This window comes from Taibaiella koreensis, from assembly GCF_003545715.1.
GTDB classification, from domain to species: domain Bacteria; phylum Bacteroidota; class Bacteroidia; order Chitinophagales; family Chitinophagaceae; genus Taibaiella; species Taibaiella koreensis.
On record NZ_QVNU01000004.1, the window covers coordinates 490,028 to 508,217 of the forward strand.

General features: G+C 50.4%; 14 protein-coding genes. 8 read left to right on the forward strand and 6 right to left on the reverse strand.

All coding sequences use genetic code 11. The features are described from left to right. Positions 1–101: 101 nt before the first annotated feature. The 3 genes from DZK30_RS15850 to DZK30_RS15860 all read right to left on the reverse strand — a co-directional run bounded on the left by DZK30_RS15850 (position 102) and on the right by DZK30_RS15860 (position 2,743). Positions 102–1,961, reverse strand: coding sequence for a S9 family peptidase (locus tag DZK30_RS15850; protein WP_118975110.1), 1,860 nt, complete (start codon positions 1,959–1,961; stop codon positions 102–104). A 163-nt stretch (positions 1,962–2,124) separates the two neighbouring features. Further along, a complete protein-coding gene (locus DZK30_RS15855; RefSeq protein WP_118975111.1) occupies positions 2,125–2,376 on the reverse strand; it encodes a hypothetical protein in 252 nt (83 codons plus the stop codon). 25 nt (positions 2,377–2,401) lie between these two features. Next, a complete protein-coding gene (locus tag DZK30_RS15860) occupies positions 2,402–2,743 on the reverse strand; it encodes a hypothetical protein (protein ID WP_118975112.1) in 342 nt (113 codons plus the stop codon). A 314-nt stretch (positions 2,744–3,057) separates the two neighbouring features. On the opposite strand from DZK30_RS15860, the gene DZK30_RS15865 reads away from it, so the two are divergent. From DZK30_RS15865 to DZK30_RS15875, 3 genes are read left to right on the forward strand one after another with little or no spacing between them, the layout of a single operon-like run. Next, positions 3,058–4,239: a sensor histidine kinase gene (locus tag DZK30_RS15865; RefSeq protein WP_118975113.1), complete on the forward strand. Its 1,182-nt coding sequence runs from the start codon at positions 3,058–3,060 to the stop codon at positions 4,237–4,239. A 2-nt stretch (positions 4,240–4,241) separates the two neighbouring features. Then, the gene (locus DZK30_RS15870) at positions 4,242–5,339 is read left to right on the forward strand and encodes a histidine kinase (RefSeq protein ID WP_118975114.1); all 1,098 of its coding nucleotides are present in this window, start codon (positions 4,242–4,244) and stop codon (positions 5,337–5,339) included. Continuing rightward, on the forward strand, positions 5,300–6,085 hold the full coding sequence (locus DZK30_RS15875; protein WP_118975265.1) for a LytR/AlgR family response regulator transcription factor: 786 nt from the start codon (positions 5,300–5,302) through the stop codon (positions 6,083–6,085). The genes DZK30_RS15870 and DZK30_RS15875 overlap by 40 nt, the downstream gene beginning before the upstream one ends. 581 nt (positions 6,086–6,666) lie before the next feature. On the opposite strand, the gene DZK30_RS15885 is transcribed toward DZK30_RS15875, so the two are convergent. Next, on the reverse strand, positions 6,667–8,334 hold the full coding sequence (locus tag DZK30_RS15885) for a L,D-transpeptidase family protein (RefSeq protein ID WP_118975116.1): 1,668 nt from the start codon (positions 8,332–8,334) through the stop codon (positions 6,667–6,669). Positions 8,335–8,569: 235 nt separating this feature from the next. Between DZK30_RS15885 and DZK30_RS15890 the strand changes: the two genes are divergently transcribed. Continuing rightward, a complete protein-coding gene (locus DZK30_RS15890; protein ID WP_162903142.1) occupies positions 8,570–8,809 on the forward strand; it encodes a hypothetical protein in 240 nt (79 codons plus the stop codon). Between the two features lie 14 nt (positions 8,810–8,823). Here DZK30_RS15890 and DZK30_RS15895 read toward each other — a convergent pair whose 3' ends face one another. Both DZK30_RS15895 and DZK30_RS15900 read right to left on the reverse strand, forming a co-directional pair. Beyond that, complete coding sequence (locus tag DZK30_RS15895) at positions 8,824–9,069, reverse strand: hypothetical protein (protein ID WP_162903143.1); 246 nt, start codon at positions 9,067–9,069, stop codon at positions 8,824–8,826. Positions 9,070–9,449: 380 nt separating this feature from the next. Beyond that, positions 9,450–11,804, reverse strand: a complete 2,355-nt coding sequence (locus DZK30_RS15900) for a TonB-dependent receptor (protein ID WP_118975119.1) — start codon at positions 11,802–11,804, stop codon at positions 9,450–9,452. A gap of 176 nt (positions 11,805–11,980) precedes the next feature. Between DZK30_RS15900 and DZK30_RS15905 the strand changes: the two genes are divergently transcribed. The 4 genes from DZK30_RS15905 to DZK30_RS15920 all read left to right on the forward strand — a co-directional run bounded on the left by DZK30_RS15905 (position 11,981) and on the right by DZK30_RS15920 (position 18,142). Further along, positions 11,981–14,353 (forward strand): penicillin acylase family protein, encoded by a 2,373-nt coding sequence (locus tag DZK30_RS15905; protein ID WP_118975120.1) that lies wholly within the window; start codon positions 11,981–11,983, stop codon positions 14,351–14,353. Positions 14,354–14,452: 99 nt separating this feature from the next. After that, positions 14,453–15,418: a stage II sporulation protein M gene (locus DZK30_RS15910; protein WP_118975121.1), complete on the forward strand. Its 966-nt coding sequence runs from the start codon at positions 14,453–14,455 to the stop codon at positions 15,416–15,418. 72 nt (positions 15,419–15,490) lie between these two features. Next, the gene (locus DZK30_RS15915; protein WP_118975122.1) at positions 15,491–16,354 is read left to right on the forward strand and encodes an alpha/beta fold hydrolase; all 864 of its coding nucleotides are present in this window, start codon (positions 15,491–15,493) and stop codon (positions 16,352–16,354) included. 15 nt (positions 16,355–16,369) lie between these two features. Then, positions 16,370–18,142 carry a DUF885 domain-containing protein gene (locus DZK30_RS15920; protein WP_205529466.1) on the forward strand — a complete coding sequence of 591 codons (1,773 nt, stop codon included), beginning with the start codon at positions 16,370–16,372 and terminating at the stop codon, positions 18,140–18,142. Positions 18,143–18,190: the final 48 nt, after the last annotated feature.

The following is an 18,190-nucleotide window of genomic DNA, read 5'->3' on the forward strand; positions in this document are numbered from 1 at the left end:
ACTATTTGCGTATCAGGATACAGACGCTATGTTAAGCATAGACGGAAGATATGCGGCTTCCGTTTGCTGCGGATATGCTAATTTTTCAAAAGATCGATAGATCATTGCTCCATGCGACCGCCGAGATGACGTGCAAGAAATGTCTCCATGGTACGATAGAAATCGAAGCGGTTCTCTTCATTATTGAAACCATGTCCTTCGTTGTCTTTTACCATGTAGTCCACGGCGATGCCCCTGCCTTTTAATGCAGCTACCATCTGGTCGCTTTCATCTTTGTTGACACGCGGGTCGTTGGCGCCCTGTGCAATAAAGAGCGGGCATTTGATGTTGGCGGCATGGAATACCGGGCTGTTATCGTGCAGCATCACTTTGTCGGCAGCATCATCGGGGTCGCCCACCATCTCATACATCATTTTCTTATACGGCTCCCAATAAGGCGGGATCGTATTCATAAATGTAAAGAGGTTGGATACGCCCACATAGTCGATGGCACAGGCATAGAGGTCAGGTGTTTTGGTAATACCGGCCAGCGTGGCATAACCGCCGTAAGAACCGCCGTAGATCGCTACCCGTGCGGGATCTGCGATACCTTCCTTGATTAGCCACTGCACGCCGTCGGTAATATCATCCTGCATGGCTTGTCCCCATTGCTTGAATGCCTTTTCCATAAAGGCGCGGCCATAGCCGGTGGAACCGCGAAAGTTCATTTGCAGCACGGCATAGCCACGGTTAGCGAGGAACTGCACTTCGGGACTAAATCCCCACTCGTCGCGGGCCCAGGGACCGCCATGCGGGTTGACGACTACAGGCAGGCCCTTGGGCGCCTCGCCTTTTGGTAGCGTGAGATAGCCATAAATGGTCACGCCATCACGGGCGGTATAGCGTACCGGCTTCATATCGGCCATAGCTGTACGATCAAGCCAGGGACTGATGTCCGCAATTTTGCTCAGTTTTTGAGCACTCCGGTCGTAATAGTAATATGAGCCATTCGTCTTATCATCATAAGTAACCACCAGGAACTTGTCTTCATCCTTGTTCATGGAAACGATACCGAATTCCAGGTCGGGATCGATCAACCGGCGCAGCTCCGCCCGCCGCGTTTCGGCCTCTTTATCCAGGAAATGATATTCTGTTTTGTCACCGGTATAAAATATGGAAGTGGCTACTTTGCGTTTGCGGGAATAACCGATACCATCCACATCCACCTCAGGATGCTCAAACAGCACTTCAATTTCCTTTTTATTGACGATATCGTAACGTACAGCGGCCAACCGGTCCCTCCCCAGGTTGCTGGTTGCGTAAACGATATTATGATCTTGAGCATCGAAAAACTGCGGCGATAAGGTTTCCTTGAAATTGGTAGTCAGCACTTCCTGGAATGCCTCATTTTCATCAGGCCGGTACAGTAAAGTAGTATTAACACCATCGGAAGTCGATGCGATCAGCAGTTTACCATCGTGATCCGTTTCCCAGTCGGTAATATTACCCGGGTTTTCGTACAACAACTCCAGCGCCCCGGTATTGATATCGAGCCGGTAGGGATCGCTCACTTCCGGATTGCGCTTATTAAGGCCGATGATCAGATAGTCATCTTGTTCGGGCAGATCGTCGATCAGGTCGGCCCTTACCTCGTCGAAGGGCGTGAGCGCTTTATGATTGCTGCCGTCGATACCAACGGCGAAGAGCTGGTAGTTCTCGTCTCCATCGTTGTCTTTTACATAGACGATACGGCTATCGTTGGCCCAGATATAACCGGCGATATCGCGCTCTTCCTGGCTGGTAATCCTGTGCGCAATAGCGTCGGGCTTACCCATTTCCTGGACGAAGATATTCATACGGCTTTTGTAAGGCGCCATAAAGGCGATATGCCTGCCATCGGGCGAGAGTTGGTAACTTCTTTTTTCCGGGTTGCGGAAGAAGTCTTTCATGGGGATCAGTGGTGCGTCCTGGTTCTGATGCATAGGTATTTCTGGTTTCTGCTGCGCAAAGCTGCTAAAGCGATTATTTCGTTGAACGGCATTAAAGTTAGCAGATTATGGGAAAAACCACATGACCCGGTAAATATTAGCATCGCTGCTATACCCCAACCGGCCAGGTATCAGCAAGAACAGGGCTTTTCAACACTCAGGATAACAATAGCGCTTTCCCATTCCGGAAGATATCAAACCCGATCCGCAAGGGCCATTTGTATTCAATCAGGATGCGGTAGCATGCCTCAGCCTCATTTTCAACTACCATAAACTCGTGCATACTGCCAAATAAGCTGCTATGCCTGGAAACCAGCTGTCCATCATAATAGATCTTCTCTTCACCCAGCCAGGAATTGGTAATATCCAGCCGGTGTCTGTCTTCTGTAAAATAGGTCAGGTACCGCATACATTTCGATTTAGATAGGCCCGGGCTAACGGATCACAAATTCCTGCAAAATATGATTCCCGATCTGTAACCGGTATTGACCGTTCCCCAACCTGCCTGTCGGGATCCGGAACATTTTTCCCGATCGTATGGTGCCGGTAAGGACAGTCCGCCCATTGCCGTCGATAATACTATAGCTGCTGCCAACCACACCCTGGTCGGCAGTAACGCCGATGGTAGGATTGAGCGAACGCTCGTATACCAGTATGGGTGCTGTAGCCGTTGCCGGCTTAACCGACGAGGCTGCATGAGCCTTGCTGCAATTGGTCATAACAAAGGCGGTCAGCAGCAGGAAAGCGAAAAAGAATGTGTTGCGAAAGTTTTTCATTGTCTTTTGTACTTATGGGTTAATTGTGGTGATAGAGGGTTATAGGGGCGTTGGCGGTACAGGTAGGGTAAATGGGGCTGTGTTGTATCGTTTTGATGATGCAAACATACCCCCGGTATTTCGCTCTCTTTGCCACTATTAGACGTGCGCCGTCAAATATTCGACAAAGCGGGCTTACAAAAGGAATTCTGCTTTTGTCGAAAGAAAGACGATGTTTGTCGAAAATTAACCCGTAAGGAGCGAATATCCGGGGTAAAAACCCGCCCGCATATTAGCTTTGACATTGATATTCGTTCTGAATTTATTTTTTCAATTTGGCATCATTTAAGATCAATAAAGCATTAAAGACAGAACTGACCCTGCAGCGGAAAACCATTTTCGGCAACAGGCGGTACCTGTTTCATATCGCAGCCTGGCTTGTTTCGCTCTGGTACCTCTGCTTTAACGTGTTTGAAGATTTCAGCTTGGGATTCCGGGCCGGTCAATCGATGGCCCATCCAAAAGTTACCATCAATAACGCCGCTGTGGAACCGCCCGGTCTGCTCATCTCTCTGATCGGTTCGGTGCTGGGCTCGATCATGGTTTATTTCTTTCTGCTGTATGTTATTCCCTATGCGCGGCATAAGAAGAAAAGGCGATACCTGTGGTTGGGGCTTATACTCAATATGTCCCTGTGGGTCTTCATCCTGGGCATTGCCGGTGTCTACGCCGGTTTTACTTATGGCATATCGCCCAACGGCAAGAGCAGACAGATAGAGGAAAGTAGTACAGTCATGACCGTGATCGGTTTTGCCAGCATTTGTGGCGTGACGGCGATGTTCTTTTTTTCTCTCTATTACTTTATGGACCTTTACGACCAGCAACGCGGTCTTAACAGGTATCGTGAAGTGCTGTCCGATAAGCTGAGAGCAGAAACCGATTTCCTGAAAACGCAAATCAACCCGCATTTCCTGTTCAATACGCTCAACAATATCTACTCGCTTACGATGAGCCACTCGGAGGACGCCGTGCTCATTACCCGGCAGCTGAAGGAGTTGATGATCTATATGCTGGAAGAGTGCAAAAAAGATACCGTACCCCTGAGCGGCGAGATCGCTTTCCTGAAGAACTATATCAACCTCGAAAAAGTACGTAACAAGCAAGAGCAGGTCGATATACAGTTTCAAGTGACCGGGGACCCGGGCGATAAAGAGATCGCACCGCTGCTGCTGGTCAACTTTGTCGAAAACGCGTTCAAGCACGGCGTCAAAGCCGGCATCAGCCATGCCTTTGTCCGTATCAACCTATTGCTTATGGACAATACCCTGTCGCTGGATATGATCAACAGTAAGCCCCCGGCCGGTCAGCAAGACCAAAGCCGCGCCATAAAGGAAAATAGCGGCATTGGCATCCGGAACGTACAGCGCCGGCTCGCCATCCTGTATCCCGGCCGCCACAAGCTGCGCCTGAGCGAATCGCCTAAAGATTATAGTGTTTACCTAACCCTAGTCCTGTAAATATGAGCATTCACAATTATATCGAGCAGGAGCTGATCCGTAAGAACAGGGGCATTTACTTCCGCAGGGGCAGATGGCTGATGCACGTGCTCTTTATCCTTATTTTCTGCTTTGCCAGTGTCGTTGAGATCGCGGAGTCGGTAAAGCATTTGCATCTTTTAAGCGCAACCCTTACCATAGGTGTGGGACTCGCCGCCCCTTTTCTTGTTTTTATTTATTTCTACTGCCTCTATCTTATTCCCTACTGCTTTAAACTGAACCGTTACCGTCGCTTTTGGACCATACTGCTGCTGATGATGGCCTTGTTTCCCCTTATCGATATAGGACTCAAGACATGGGCCAAACCTTACCTGCCCGGCATGGAGGCCGTACTGGATAAGGGGCATCCCTTCCAGTCGGTGGTCCGTCATTACTTTACGTTTATTTCAGGCTTCATCGGCTTTGCCTGCCTGCTTTACTTCATGGAGCTGCTGGAAGGTATTTCTACAGATAAGGAAACCGCGGAAAACCAGAGCCTGAAGCTGGCAACCGAGCTACACCTGCTCAAAACGAGGATGAACCCCGCTTTTATGGTACGTTCGCTCGATGGTATTATTGCGCTGGAAGAACAACAGGGAGAACATGCCCCCGACTCGGTGGTCGGCTTTTCAGATGTGTTGCGCTACCGGCTGTACCGGAGCAAAGAACGGCTGGTGCCGCTAGGCGAGGAGCTGGCCCAGCTGGGTAACCTGATGCGGCTGCACAATGTGCTACCCGGGCAGGAAGACACCTGCAGCCTGGAAACGGAAGGCGATATCGAAAATACCCGGATTGTGCCGTTGTCGCTTATCAATATTGCGGAACCCTTGCTGGCCACCTTCAAACCCGGAGGCACCTGGTCGCTGCTGATGTACTTGCTCATGGAAGAAAAGGAAATACAGGTGGCCGTAGAGCTCAGTGCCGAAGGAGAAGAGGCCATTACTGCTGAAACCCAAAGAATTCACCAGGATTTGCAGCGTTTGTTGTATTCAGGACTTAACTTTACGGTGGAAAAAGAACAAAATACCTTTAGTCTCCGTACATGCATACCGATCTTCCGAAACTTAACTGTCTCATCGTAGATGACGAACCGCTGGCACAGGAAGTGCTCGCCGCACATATAGCCAGGATCCCGTCGCTCAACCTGGTGCAGCAGAGCAGCAATGCCATGGAGGCATTCGAAGCGTTGCACAAAAATACGATCGACCTTATTTTTCTAGACATCAATATGCCCGTGGTGAGCGGACTCAGCTTCCTGCGTTCGCTCAAGGATCCGCCGGCAGTGATCCTTACCACCGCTTATACCGAATATGCCATGGAAGGCTATGAGCTCGATGTAGTAGATTACCTGCTAAAGCCCATTCCCTTCGACCGTTTCCTGAAAGCCGTGAAGAAAGCGGCTACACAGCTGAGCCATAGCGGTAAGAATATCCCACTTCTGCCGGAAGATACCAGCCTGCCCATGGCCCCCGCCCATAGCCCGGGCCCTGTCCAGGTGAACACACAGGAGAAAAACTACTTCTTCATCAAGGCCGATGGTAAGCTGATCAAGGTCAACTATGCCGATATTCGCTATATCGAAGGCATGAAAGACTACCTGAAGATCCATACGATCAACCAGACCATCGTAACGCACCATACCATGAAAGCCATGGAAGAGCAGTTACCTGCCAACCGGTTCATGCGCGTGCATAAGTCGTATATCATCGCGTTGAATGCTATCAGAGCAATCGAGGGTAATATCATACACCTGGATATGGACAAGGCCGAGATACCACTGGGCAATAGCTTCCGCGATGCCCTGCTGGCAGTAGTGTCGACGACCTAAACTTTTCTGATCTCCTTTTTACTGTGTGATTATAATTCTACTGATGTCAATGGAATTAAGATAATATAGTTTGCCGGCATTGAAAATAATGCTCATTCGCTTTATTGCAAATGAGCATTATTTGTTCAAAGCTATTGTATCTTTTATGAATTGACTTTGCTGTTTTTTAGTCAGCCTGTTTTTAAGCAAACCGAAATAATCTTAATTGACTATCCGGATAAAGGAAACGAATTTTTGCACGTCTATAAGTACCAGCTGGGACGCTTTGCTTTACCCGTCTTTTTGTTTGGTGTTACTATCTTTTCTTTTTTGCTCCGCCAAAAAAGAACCAAAAAAGGCGGCAAAAAAACAATGCTCCGCTGTTTTTTGTGGCCGGCGCACCCGGGCTTAAAAGCAGATAGCAACTTTAATACAGCATCGCCGGGCATAGGATCATAGATCAACATTTTAATCATTAACCCAAAGGATCATTTCTTTATTGCTCCTATTTTTAGCTGGTTTCCTATATCCGGATAGTCAGATAATCATATTGCTTCCGGAGCTACCTTTTATAAACAGGTCTGACTTGCTTGGATACAGGATCAGTATCCATACACTTTCTTCATACGGGCATCCCTGCCATAAACGTCGTCGAGGTAACGCAACTGGTTGCCGGTACTGTCGGAGGCAACGGTCATGTACACGATATAGACCGGCAGGTTACGCTTTAATTGCTCGAAGCGGGTACGCCTGGTTTGGATAATCGAATCGATCTTTCCGGAAGTAAACTGCCGGTCTTCTAGAATGGCTTCGGCCAATTGCTTGGGGTTTTGCACCCGCACACAGCCGGAGCTCAGCGCACGCATCCTGCTACTGAAATTTTCCCGGTGTGGGGTATCGTGCAGGTAGATATCCCATTTATTAGGCAGGTTGAATTTGACTTCACCCAGGGAGTTGTGCGCTCCCGGGGGCTGCCGGTAAGAATAGCGACGGTAGTTGGCACCGTTGACAGATGCGGTTACGTCGCGCCCCTGCGCATCGTAGGCCCGCAGACCTTTTCGCGCCAGGTAAGCCGAACCCGAGCGGCCGACGCCCGGACCTACGTCGTTGCGCAGGATGGTCGGGGGTACGCCCCATGGCGGATTAAACACCACATTGGCCATAGGCGCCCAGAGCGTAGGCGTTTGCCTTGCCCGCTTTCCTACGACTACCCTGCTGTGAAATTTCACGGCGTTGTCCCGGTAGTAATTTACTTCCATAAGGGGTATATTGACCCATACATGCTCGGCGCCCACTTGCCGTGGTAAGGAACGCAGGCGGTCCATATTAAGCTGCAGGTTATGGATATAATCGTCGGGGCTGCGTTTCAGGCTCGTAAGGGTAGCGCTGTCAAGCTTGCCCGTAATGCGCAGCTGACGATAATACTGGTATGCCGCCAGGCGACGACCTGTTTCATCGAGACTATCGCTGCTCCCTGTCGTTATGCCTTCCAGCTCTTTTCCCAGCACCAGGGCCAGATTGCTGTCGGCTGTACCCATGGCCAGGCTGCGCTTAGCCGACAGGTAAAGGCTGTCTTCCTTTAGCTTTTCCCATTGTACAAGGGCTTTTTTCATTTGCCCGTATTCCGCCATATCGGGACGGAAACTGTCGAAGGCCGGGAAATCGTCGCTGCTTTTCAGCGCTTTCGCCAGGTAGGCCGCACCGTTGAAAGCTGTATCGTTTCGCGCGTACCAGAGGGAATCGCCCTTGCGAATTGCTTTACTGCCCAGCAACAGGTCTCTGGCTGCCTGTAGCCAGGCAGCCGTAAACGCTTTGTCCCAGGCGACAATGCTATCCGTAGGAAAAGAACCTTCTTTTTTATTTTTCAGCAGGCTAAGCACCTGCTGGATATAGCCTACCTTATACGTTCCGGGCTCGAGCCCTTCGTCCCACAGTTGGTTCAGCTGTTCCGGCAGGGCTTCGGCGGCTTTCTTAACGCCCTTATCGTTGAACCACAGCGGCTCCTTGTCGCCCAGCTGGTAAGCATAGCTGACATTGAGCTCATTTTCATTCAGCAGTCGCGCATGGAAGGCCGAGTCTTCTGCCGGCAAAGGCATCAGGCTATTGCCCAGCTGTGCAGCAAAGGCTTTCTTGTCGACAAAATCGGAAGAAAACAGGTCGCTGATGCCACTGTGATCGCCGTTTTTGGAAGAAGTACAAGAAAACAAAAGGACAGAAAGGGATGCCAGGGGGAGTATCCGGCGCAGGGGTTTACAACTTCGAACTTTCATAGGAGTGGCGGCAATACAATTAATCCGGAGACAAATATCCAGCCAATTTCGAACATTAGATACATTTGTATAAAAAAGGGGGAATTTTCCCGGGAACTGACCGGTTTTCCCCTAAATACGATCTGTTGCGCTTAGCTTTACTATCTCTCTTCATGCTGATCTGTACCGGGATCAAATTTAACCGGCAGGCCAGCCACGGAGGGTATTCCGTTTACCTCAAACTACCGCAATAATAATGCCAAAATTTATAGCACCCCACCCGATGATCTTTAATGGAAAGCTGAGAGATGTGATCAACCTGGAAAAGCTGAGCTCTTTTACCTATATGAAGGCTGCAGGCAACAATTACGGCTATATCCGTTTTTGCTTCGACAAGGGTAACGATCACTTGTGGGCATACGCCGATGACGCCGCTCTGATGGCTGATGTCAGCGAGATCTATGGGATGCTTGGATTGGAAGCCGGGCCCGAATAAAAAGACGGGGAATATTATTCGGAAGGCGCCCTCGCACCTTCGTCCGGATGAAGCCGGCCTTTATGGCCTGCTTCGCCCGCGTTTTCCTGCCGGCGGCTATTGACAACATGCAGCAACTCGTTCAGCTTGTCGATGAGCATTTTTTTCTTCCGCAGCAGCTCCGTGATCTGCTTATTATAGATTTCCTCCTCCATGATGTGCATTTCAATGCATAGGGTATACGTAAGCAGAACAATTCCGGATTTACAGAGTTGTAGCATTTCCGTACTATTTTTACTACTAACGAAATGTTAGCAATACTACCGGCCAGCGGGAAAATACCACTAGGCTGTAAGATTACGCAATCCAAAACCGGCAGGCAAGCCCCATTTTACAGGAGGTACGTTTGTGGTTATAGCATAATAAATTAACCATCACCTTATTGGGATACGTTACTTCATCTTCTTCTTTTTTTGAATATACCCAAAAAAGTATATCCGGAAGCAATTTTCCGTCCTTACTAAGGGCTATATTATAGTAATAAAGATCAAACGAAAGGGCGAGGGAGTACAGCGGAAAATATTCCCGGGTCCTGCATATTAAACCTGAGCCCGTTGCAAAATCCGGCTACCGGTCCGCCGGGAGTAGCGGGAAGCTGGTATCAGAAGCTGAAATTGTAGGTGATGCTGAGGATGATCGGAAATATGGAGACCTGCTTCACTTTGACACTGGCGCCATTGATAAGGTTACCATCGGTCGATACGTAGAGGATATAAGGATTAAAGCGGTTGTAGACGTTGTAAACCGAAAAGGCCCAGCTACCCTTCCAACGCTTTGCAGGCTTGTCGCCCCGGGGCGTATAGATTACCGACAGATCGAGCCGGTGATAGGGAAAAATACGGTATTGGTTGATCTTGCTGTAATCCTGGATCAGCGATTGGCCAATAAAATAGTAGCCGGTAGGCAGGGTAATCGCATTGCCGCTTCCAAAGACGAAGACGCCCGATAAAGTCCATCGTTTATTAAACGTATAGCTGCCAACCAGCGACAGGTCGTGCCGGCGATCATATTTCGCAGGAAACCGTTCACCATCGTTCAGATCAGGAAAAAGGCGGTTCGTCCAGGATAAAGTGTAACCGATCCAGCCGGTAAACTTACCCTTAGTCTTGTTGATAAAAAACTCGGCGCCATAGGCCCTGCCTGAGCCAAATACAAAATCGAGCTCGGGATCGCGGAAAGAGGTAGGTGTGTACCCCGAGCGGTATTCGATCTGGTTGTGCATGTCCTTGTAGTATACCTCCACTGAGGTTTCCAGTGCATTGTCGAAAAAGTTGCGGAAGAAGCCCAGCGAATATTGCCATGATTTCTGGGGCTGTACAATAGCCGTGCTGGGCACCCAGATATCGGTAGGTAAGGTGGTACCATTATTCGATACCAGGTGAATATACTGGAAGCTGCGGCTCACACTGGCCTTGATCGAGGTGGCAGGACCAAGGGCAAAGCGCAGGTTGAGCCGGGGTTCCCATCCGCCATATCCCTTTACCAGCTTACCGGTGGCAAACCTAGTGCTGTCAAGGTGGTTGCCGTTGCCATCGAAGGTATATGCTGTATAAGGGCCCACCTGTCCGAAATAGGAATAGCGTATACCTGCGTTTACCTTAAGCCAGGGTGCCGGGTCAAATTCGTCGAGCAGGTAAATGCCGGCTTCGTGCGCATATTTTTTAAGGGCATTATCGGGTGAAAATTCGGTTTCGCCGCTGCGGCCCGATACCTGGTTCGGTGTGAACATATGATAGGTATAGTTCAATCCAAACTTGATGTGGTGGTTAAAAGCGGTATAGTAGTCAAAATCGATCTTACTGTTCCAGTCGCGGATACCGGAGTGGAAGCGTACATCAAAGTCGTTCTGGGAGCCGTTGAATTCAAACTGGTAATCGTTGTACACCAAAGTGGTATTGACAAACAGCTTATCGTTGAACTGGTGGTTCCAGCGTAAGGTGCCGGTGGCATTGCCCCAGGGAATATGGGCCTTAAAAGTTCCCTCGCTGCTATTGAAGCGGAATACGTCGCGCCCGAAATAACCGCTCAGGTAAAGGCGGTCGCGGGCGCCGAGGATATAGTTGGCTTTAAGGTTCAGATCGTAGAAGTAATAACCCGAACCTTTGGTATCGCCTTTCAGAAAGGGTTGCGCAATAAGGTCTACATAGGTACGGCGGCCCGAAAGCATAAAAGATCCTTTATCCTTGACGATGGGTCCTTCCAGCGTAAGCCTGGATGCGATCAGCCCTATCCCGCCTTCGGCATGGTATTCTTTCATATTGCCATCCTTCATCGATATATCCAGCACCGATGAGAGGCGGCCGCCGTAATTGGCCGGCATGCCCCCTTTGATCAAAGTTGTATTCTTAATGGCATCGGAATTGAATATCGAAAAAAAGCCAAAGAGGTGGCCGGTATTGTAGACCACCGCATCGTCAAGCAGCACCAGGTTCTGATCGGGTCCGCCCCCCCTGACATAAAAACCCGAATTGCCCTCCCCTGCTGATTGTACGCCGGGCAGTAGCTGGATCGCTTTCAGGATATCGGATTCGCCAAAAATGACGGGCAGCTTTTTGATCTGTTCCGTGCTGAGGCTGATAGTCCCCATCTCCGTGCTCCGTACATTCTCGTCCTTCCGTTCATCGCTCACCACCACTTCTTCCATTTCTTTTCCTTCAGGTTCCAGGTCTATGTTCAGGCTTTTGCTCTCGATCAGGTTCACCGTTTGTGTGAGCGTATTGTAACCCAGGTAGGTTACCGAAATGCTATAGCTGTCGGCAGGCAGGCTAATGGAATAAAAGCCATAAGCGTTGGAGGTAATGCCGGTCTGGGACTCTTTAACGTAAATGGCAGCACCGATCAGGTTCTCCCCCGACGAAGCGTCTTTGATATACCCGCTCAACGATACCTTTTTCTGTGCCGAAGCCCATACAATGCCTGTGAAGAGAAAAAGCGATGTGATCAATAGTGCGCGCATGCCGGTCGATATGGTTACAAATGTAGGGTGAAGCCATGATACCCGCCTTTTTTTAACAAGCTATCCTATCGATGAGGAAGACCGGGCATGATGGGCTTCTGCTGCACAAAGAACACATGATTATCGTAGGGAGGGGACCACCAGATATTTAACTTTATGATTAACTTTACTGCAATATGCGTTTGTTCACCTTTTTACTCGCGCTGGCCTGCTGCCTGGCCTGGATTATTTTGCTGGACCGGCCGGCCGGTTCCGTTCCGGCTGTCGGCAAGCTGATGGACCCGGTCAAAGGTTTTTGGGCCAATGCCGATCCGGTCGAACAGACGGGCCCTCCTTCCCTGCCCTGGAAGTCGTCGGGCTTGTTAAGCGTAAGCCTCGACGAACGACTGGTGCCGCATATCCGGGCGGCCAACGATGAAGATCTGTATAAGGCCCAAGGCTATCTGCATGCTTGCTATCGCTTGTGGCAGATGGACATGCAGACCCGCGCCGCTGCCGGCAGGATAAGCGAGGTGGCCGGGGAAAAAGCTTTTGCATTCGACCGCAAACAGCGGCGTAAGGGCATGGTATGGGCGGCAGAAAATTCGCTGAAAGCCATGGAAGCCGATCCTACTACAAAAAAAGTGCTGGATGCTTATACAAAGGGTGTAAACTTGTACATCAGCCGGCTGCGCTACCGCGACTACCCGCTGGAATACAAGTTGATGGGATTTGCACCGGAACCCTGGACCAACCTGAAATGTGCACTGCTGCTGAAATACATGGCCGACGACCTTACGGGCAGCGTAGACGATATTGCCATGAGCTATCTTCATGACGCACTGCCGGCCGCTGAGCTCGACGACCTTTTTCCCGAAAAGATAAAAGACAACCAACCGGTCATTCCGGCCGGCACTGCGTTTGCAGCTGCATCCTTGCCGGTACCGGCGGTACCACCGGGCAACCTTTTCAGTCATTTCGACACCAGCCGCAACCAGGCCGATACCGGTCGAAAAACGGCCGCAGCCTTCCGGAGCGCATCCGGTATCGGCTCCAACAACTGGGCGCTGAGCGGCAAGCGCACTTCCGACAGCGCGGCGATCCTCTGCAACGATCCGCATCTGGGGCTTAACCTGCCTTCCATATGGTACGAGCTGCAGCTCACGGGCCCCGATATCAGTTGCTATGGCGTTTCCATCCCCGGCGCACCCGGCATTATTATCGGCTTCAACGACAGCATCAGCTGGGGCGTTACCAATAACTACCGCGACGTTAAAGATTATTACGAGATCATCAGCAAGGATTCCCGCCTGTATCTATTCGATGGCAAGGAGGTTCCTTTCAATGAACGCCGTGAGGCGATCTATATCAAAGGGAAAGACCAACCTTTTATCGATACCATACGCTTTACCATCCATGGCCCGGTGCTCTACGACGAGCGCTTTCCCGAGCCCTCAGGCAGCGGCAAGATGCTGGCGGTGACCTGGATGGCGCACAGGGCTACCAACGAGCTGCTCTCCGTCTATCGTTACAACCGTGCGCGTAATTACGGTGAGTTTGTGAATGGCATCCGCTACTTTGAATGCCCGGCCCAGAATTTTATTTATGCCGACCGGGCCGGTAATATTGCCCTATGGGGGCAAGGCCGCTTTATCAACAAATGGAAAGACCAGGGCAAATACGTTATGCGCGGGGATATATCTGCTACCCTGTGGGGCGATACCATTCCCACGGCAGAAAATCCGCATGTGCTCAATCCACCACAAGGATACCTGGCCAGCGCCAACCAGGCCGTAACAGACAATAGCTATCCCTACTGGTACAACGGCGACTTTTCTGAATTCAGAAGCTGGGAGATTAACCATTTTCTGGGTAACGACAGCCTCAGGCAGGATGTATCGCAAATGATGGCATTGCAAAATAACAACTGGAGCTATTTGTCCTACAAGCTTTCGGAGCTGATGAAGCCGCCTGCCAGCCTGAGGGAGACCGGTCCCTCGCCCGGCTACCACAACGAGCTGAGCCCCGGAAGTGTCGAAGCCACCTTCTTCCAGGTATGGTACGCCTTGCTCTACCAGGACATATGGCAGGACGAATTCCGCAACTTTCCCGACAAACTGTATCCCTCATCGGAAAGGACCATGCAATTGCTGGTGAACGATTCCGTTTCGAAATATTACGACGATATTACCACACCTCAGAAGGAAGGCCTGAAGGACATGCTGCTGCTTAGCTATAAGCAAACAATGGATAGCATCAGGAAGCTGGAAAGCAGCGGCGGCGCAGCCTGGTACCTGGTCAAAAACACCTCCGTGACCCATCTTGCCAAGCTGGCGGCGTTCAGCTATGAGGCGCTTCAGACCGGCGGCTGGGGCAATACGATCAATGCGATGAAGCACGATCATGGCCCGAGCTGGCGCATGATCGTTAAGATGAAGCCCGGCAAGCTGGAGGCTTATGGGGTATATCCGGGCGGACAGTCGGGCAATCCGGGAAGCAAGTACTATGCCAGCTTTCTCGACTACTGGGTAGCGGGGAAGTATTACCCGATCACCTTTAAAGCAAGGTAATGTCGTTTTGGTCCCGGCAGATGACCGGCTGTGAGACTAAAAAATTTGATCCTGTACACCGGCCGGCGTAATTTGCCGGCAAAATTGCCGAACTATTTCATGCGCGAAGGACAATTTATCAAGCAAAATAAGGAACGCTGGGATAGCTACCAGCAGGAAACCGAAGACCCGGACGAACTGGCGAAACGCTTTACCTACCTGGTCGACGATCTTGGATATGCCAAAACGCATTATCCGTTCAGCAAAACCGTTAAATACATCAATAGCATCGCGGCTGGTATTTATCTTTCCATATATAAGAATAAGAAGGAGAAAAGCAACCGGCTGCTGCTTTTCTTCGGCAGGGAGCTTCCGCTTATTCTTTACCACAACCGTAAGGTGCTGCTCTTTGCGTTCCTCTTTTTTATGGCATTTGTAGCCATGGGCGCCTTTTCGTCCTGGCAGGAACCCAGTTTCGTTCGCAGCATACTGGGCGACAGCTACGTCAACATGACCGAGGAAAATATCGCAAAAGGTGATCCCTTCGGCGTATATAAGTCGCAGAACGAATTCATCATGTTCCTTACCATTGCCTGGAACAATATCAAGGTAGTGCTGATGAGCTTTACCCTGGGCATATTCTTTTCCATAGGCACGCTATACATTCTCTTCACCAATGGCCTGATGCTGGGTACCTTCGAGCAGATGTTCTTTGCCCACAACCTCGGCTTCCGGTCGATCCTGGTCATATTCATTCATGGCACCCTCGAGATATCCGCCATTATATTGGGTGGCGGCGCCGGTATGATCATGGGCAATTCCATCCTGTTCCCACGCACCTACTCCCGTATGGTGTCCTTCAAACGCGGTGCGAAAGACGGCATTAAGATATTAATATCCCTGATCCCGATATTATGTGTCGCCGCTTTCTTCGAAGGCTATGTTACCCGCCACACCGGGATGCCACTGATCCTGAGCATCCTTATCCTGCTGAGCTCGCTGGGCTTTATTGTGTGGTATTACATTCTTTATCCCCGGAAAGTGTACCGCCGCAACATGCCCGACGCCGCAACAGAAAAGAAATGAGCAATTCCTGGCACGTTTATTACATTTGCACCCGTTGCCCCTGAGGCATAATTGTTCACTAATTCACGATTCATGTCGGTAACCGTCAGCTACCCTTACCCGGTCCAACGCCAGAAGATACTTCACGATGCCATAGAGGTTGCTTATATAGATGAGGGCGAAGGAGACAGCATTATCCTTTTCGTTCATGGATTGGGTCATTCGCTGCTGGGATGGGTTCGCAATATTGAGTACCTGAAACAGTACCATCGCTGCATTGCCATAGACCTGCCCGGCAACGGCCTCTCTTCCACGGGGTCCTACCCTTACAGCATGCATTTTTTTGCAGAAGCTCTCTTTGATTTTATTCAGAAAAAAAAGCTGAAGCATATTTATCTCGCCGGTCATTCTATGGGCGGACAGATATGCCTCACCTTTGCGCACCTGCATCCGGAAATGATTAAAGGACTGATCCTTTGCGCACCTGCTGGCTTCGAGACCTTCAATGAATGGGAAAAAAGCCTGTATCGCAACACCATGTACTTCGTGGACCTGGTCAGCAACGAGGAAAACAGCCTCCGCAAGGCGATACAAAACAGCTTTTATATTATGCCCGATAATGCCCCGGCATTTACGCAACAGCTGGTGGACCTGATGAAGCTACAGGACCGCGACCATTACCGCTATATGATCGACCGCTGCATTAACGCGATGCTCGACGAGCCGGTATTTGACTATCTGAGTGCAATCGCCCGGCCCGTGCTGATCCTGTTTGGCGAAAGGGATAACCTGATCCCCAACCGGTTCATTCACCCCATCTCGACCAAAAAGCTGGCCGAGACAGCGGCGGAGCGCTTTCAACAGGCCGAGGTACATATTATTTCCCAATGCGGCCATTTCCTGCAATGGGAAAAAGCGCAGCTCGTCAATGGTCACATCCGGAATTTCATTCAATAATCTCATTTGCAGCTTATGATAAAGAAAACACTTTTATACCTTTCCTTTCCCCTGATTGCGCTCATGTCCTGCAACAGCGGTGGTACCGATAGCAAAAACAACAGGTCCGGCAGCGTTGCCGACGATGCGGTCAACACGGGTTTCAAAAACTATAGCGATCAATTTGTAACGGCGTTATGGGTACAGGAACCCGAATGGGCCACGCAAATGGGCTATCATAAATTTGACGCGCAGCTTACGATACCTGACGAAGCAACGAAACAGCGAACGCTGGCATTCGTCTCGGCTCAGCTCGACAGCCTTAAAGCCTTTGACCCGGCCCTGCTCACGCCATCGCATCAGACAGATTACCGCATGATCGAAAATTACCTGAAGTTCCGGCAATGGGGTCTTCAGTCCCTGAAGGAGGGCGAGTGGAACCCCGCTACCTATAACGTGACAGGCCTTATCGCTTTCATGCTTTCGGAGAATTATGCACCGCTGAAAAACCGGGTAACCGATTGTTACAAAAGGATATTGCAGATACCCGCCTATTACGAAGCGGCAAAGCAGCAGCTGAAAAATCCCGTCGAAGAGCTGAAGCAGCTGGGAATAGATCAGAATGAAGGCGGCCTCTACGTACTGGACAAAGACTTTATCGATTCCCTGGCGCACACAGACTTGTCCGCACAGGAGAAAGACAGCATGCGTATAGCTGCCCAGCGCGCGGCTGCAGCGGTAAAAGCCTACGTAGCCCACCTCAGGAGCTGGAAAGGCTATACCCCCCGCGATTTCCGGCTGGGCAAAGCCCTGTACGACGATAAATTCAAATACGAGATACAGTCGTCGCTTACGGCAGAGCAGACCTATACCGCCGCCCTGGCCCGCAAGCAATACCTGCATGGCGAAATGGCCGGCATTAGCCGCCAGCTATGGAAGAAGTACTTTGGCGACGCCGCACAGCCGGCCGATACCCTTGCGCTCATTGGCAAAATGATCGATACATTGTCTGCCAGCCATGTGAAGCCCGATGGGTTCCAGGCGGCTATTGAAAAGCAGCTTCCCGAGCTCATCCGTTTCATCAGGGAAAAGAACCTCCTGTATATCGATTCTACCAAACCCCTGGTGGTACGTAAGGAGCCGGCCTATATGGCGGGAGTAGCCGGCGCTTCCATCAGCGCGCCCGGCCCCTACGACAAAGGCGGCAATACCTATTACAACGTAGGCAGCCTCGCAGGCTGGCCGGCGGCTAAAGCGGAAAGCTACCTGAGAGAGTATAATCACTACATCCTGCAGATCCTGAATATCCACGAAGCAATACCTGGTCATTATACCCAACTGGTATATGCCAACCGTTCGCCCAGTATTATCAAATCGATCTTGGGCAATGGCGCTATGGTTGAGGGCTGGGCCGTATATACCGAACAGATGATGCTCGAAAACGGTTACGGTAACAATGAGCCGGAAATGTGGCTGATGTGGTATAAATGGCACCTGCGTACGGTGTGCAACACCATCCTGGATTATAGCGTGCATGCGGGCCAGATGAGCAAAGACGAGGCCTTACGATTGCTGACCAAAGAAGCTTTCCAGCAACAGGCCGAAGCCGAGGGTAAATGGAAGCGCGTCAGTGTAACCAGTGTACAGCTTACCAGCTACTACAGCGGCTACCAGGCGATCTACGACCTGCGGGAAACGTTGAAAAAACGTATGGGTAAAAAGTTTGACCTGCGCGCTTTCCACGAGCAATTCCTGAGCTATGGCAGCGCTCCTGTAAAATATATCAGCGAGCTGATGCTGCAACAATAGAATACCACATACTTAGTCATGAGATAAGGGACTGCCTGGTTTACGGGC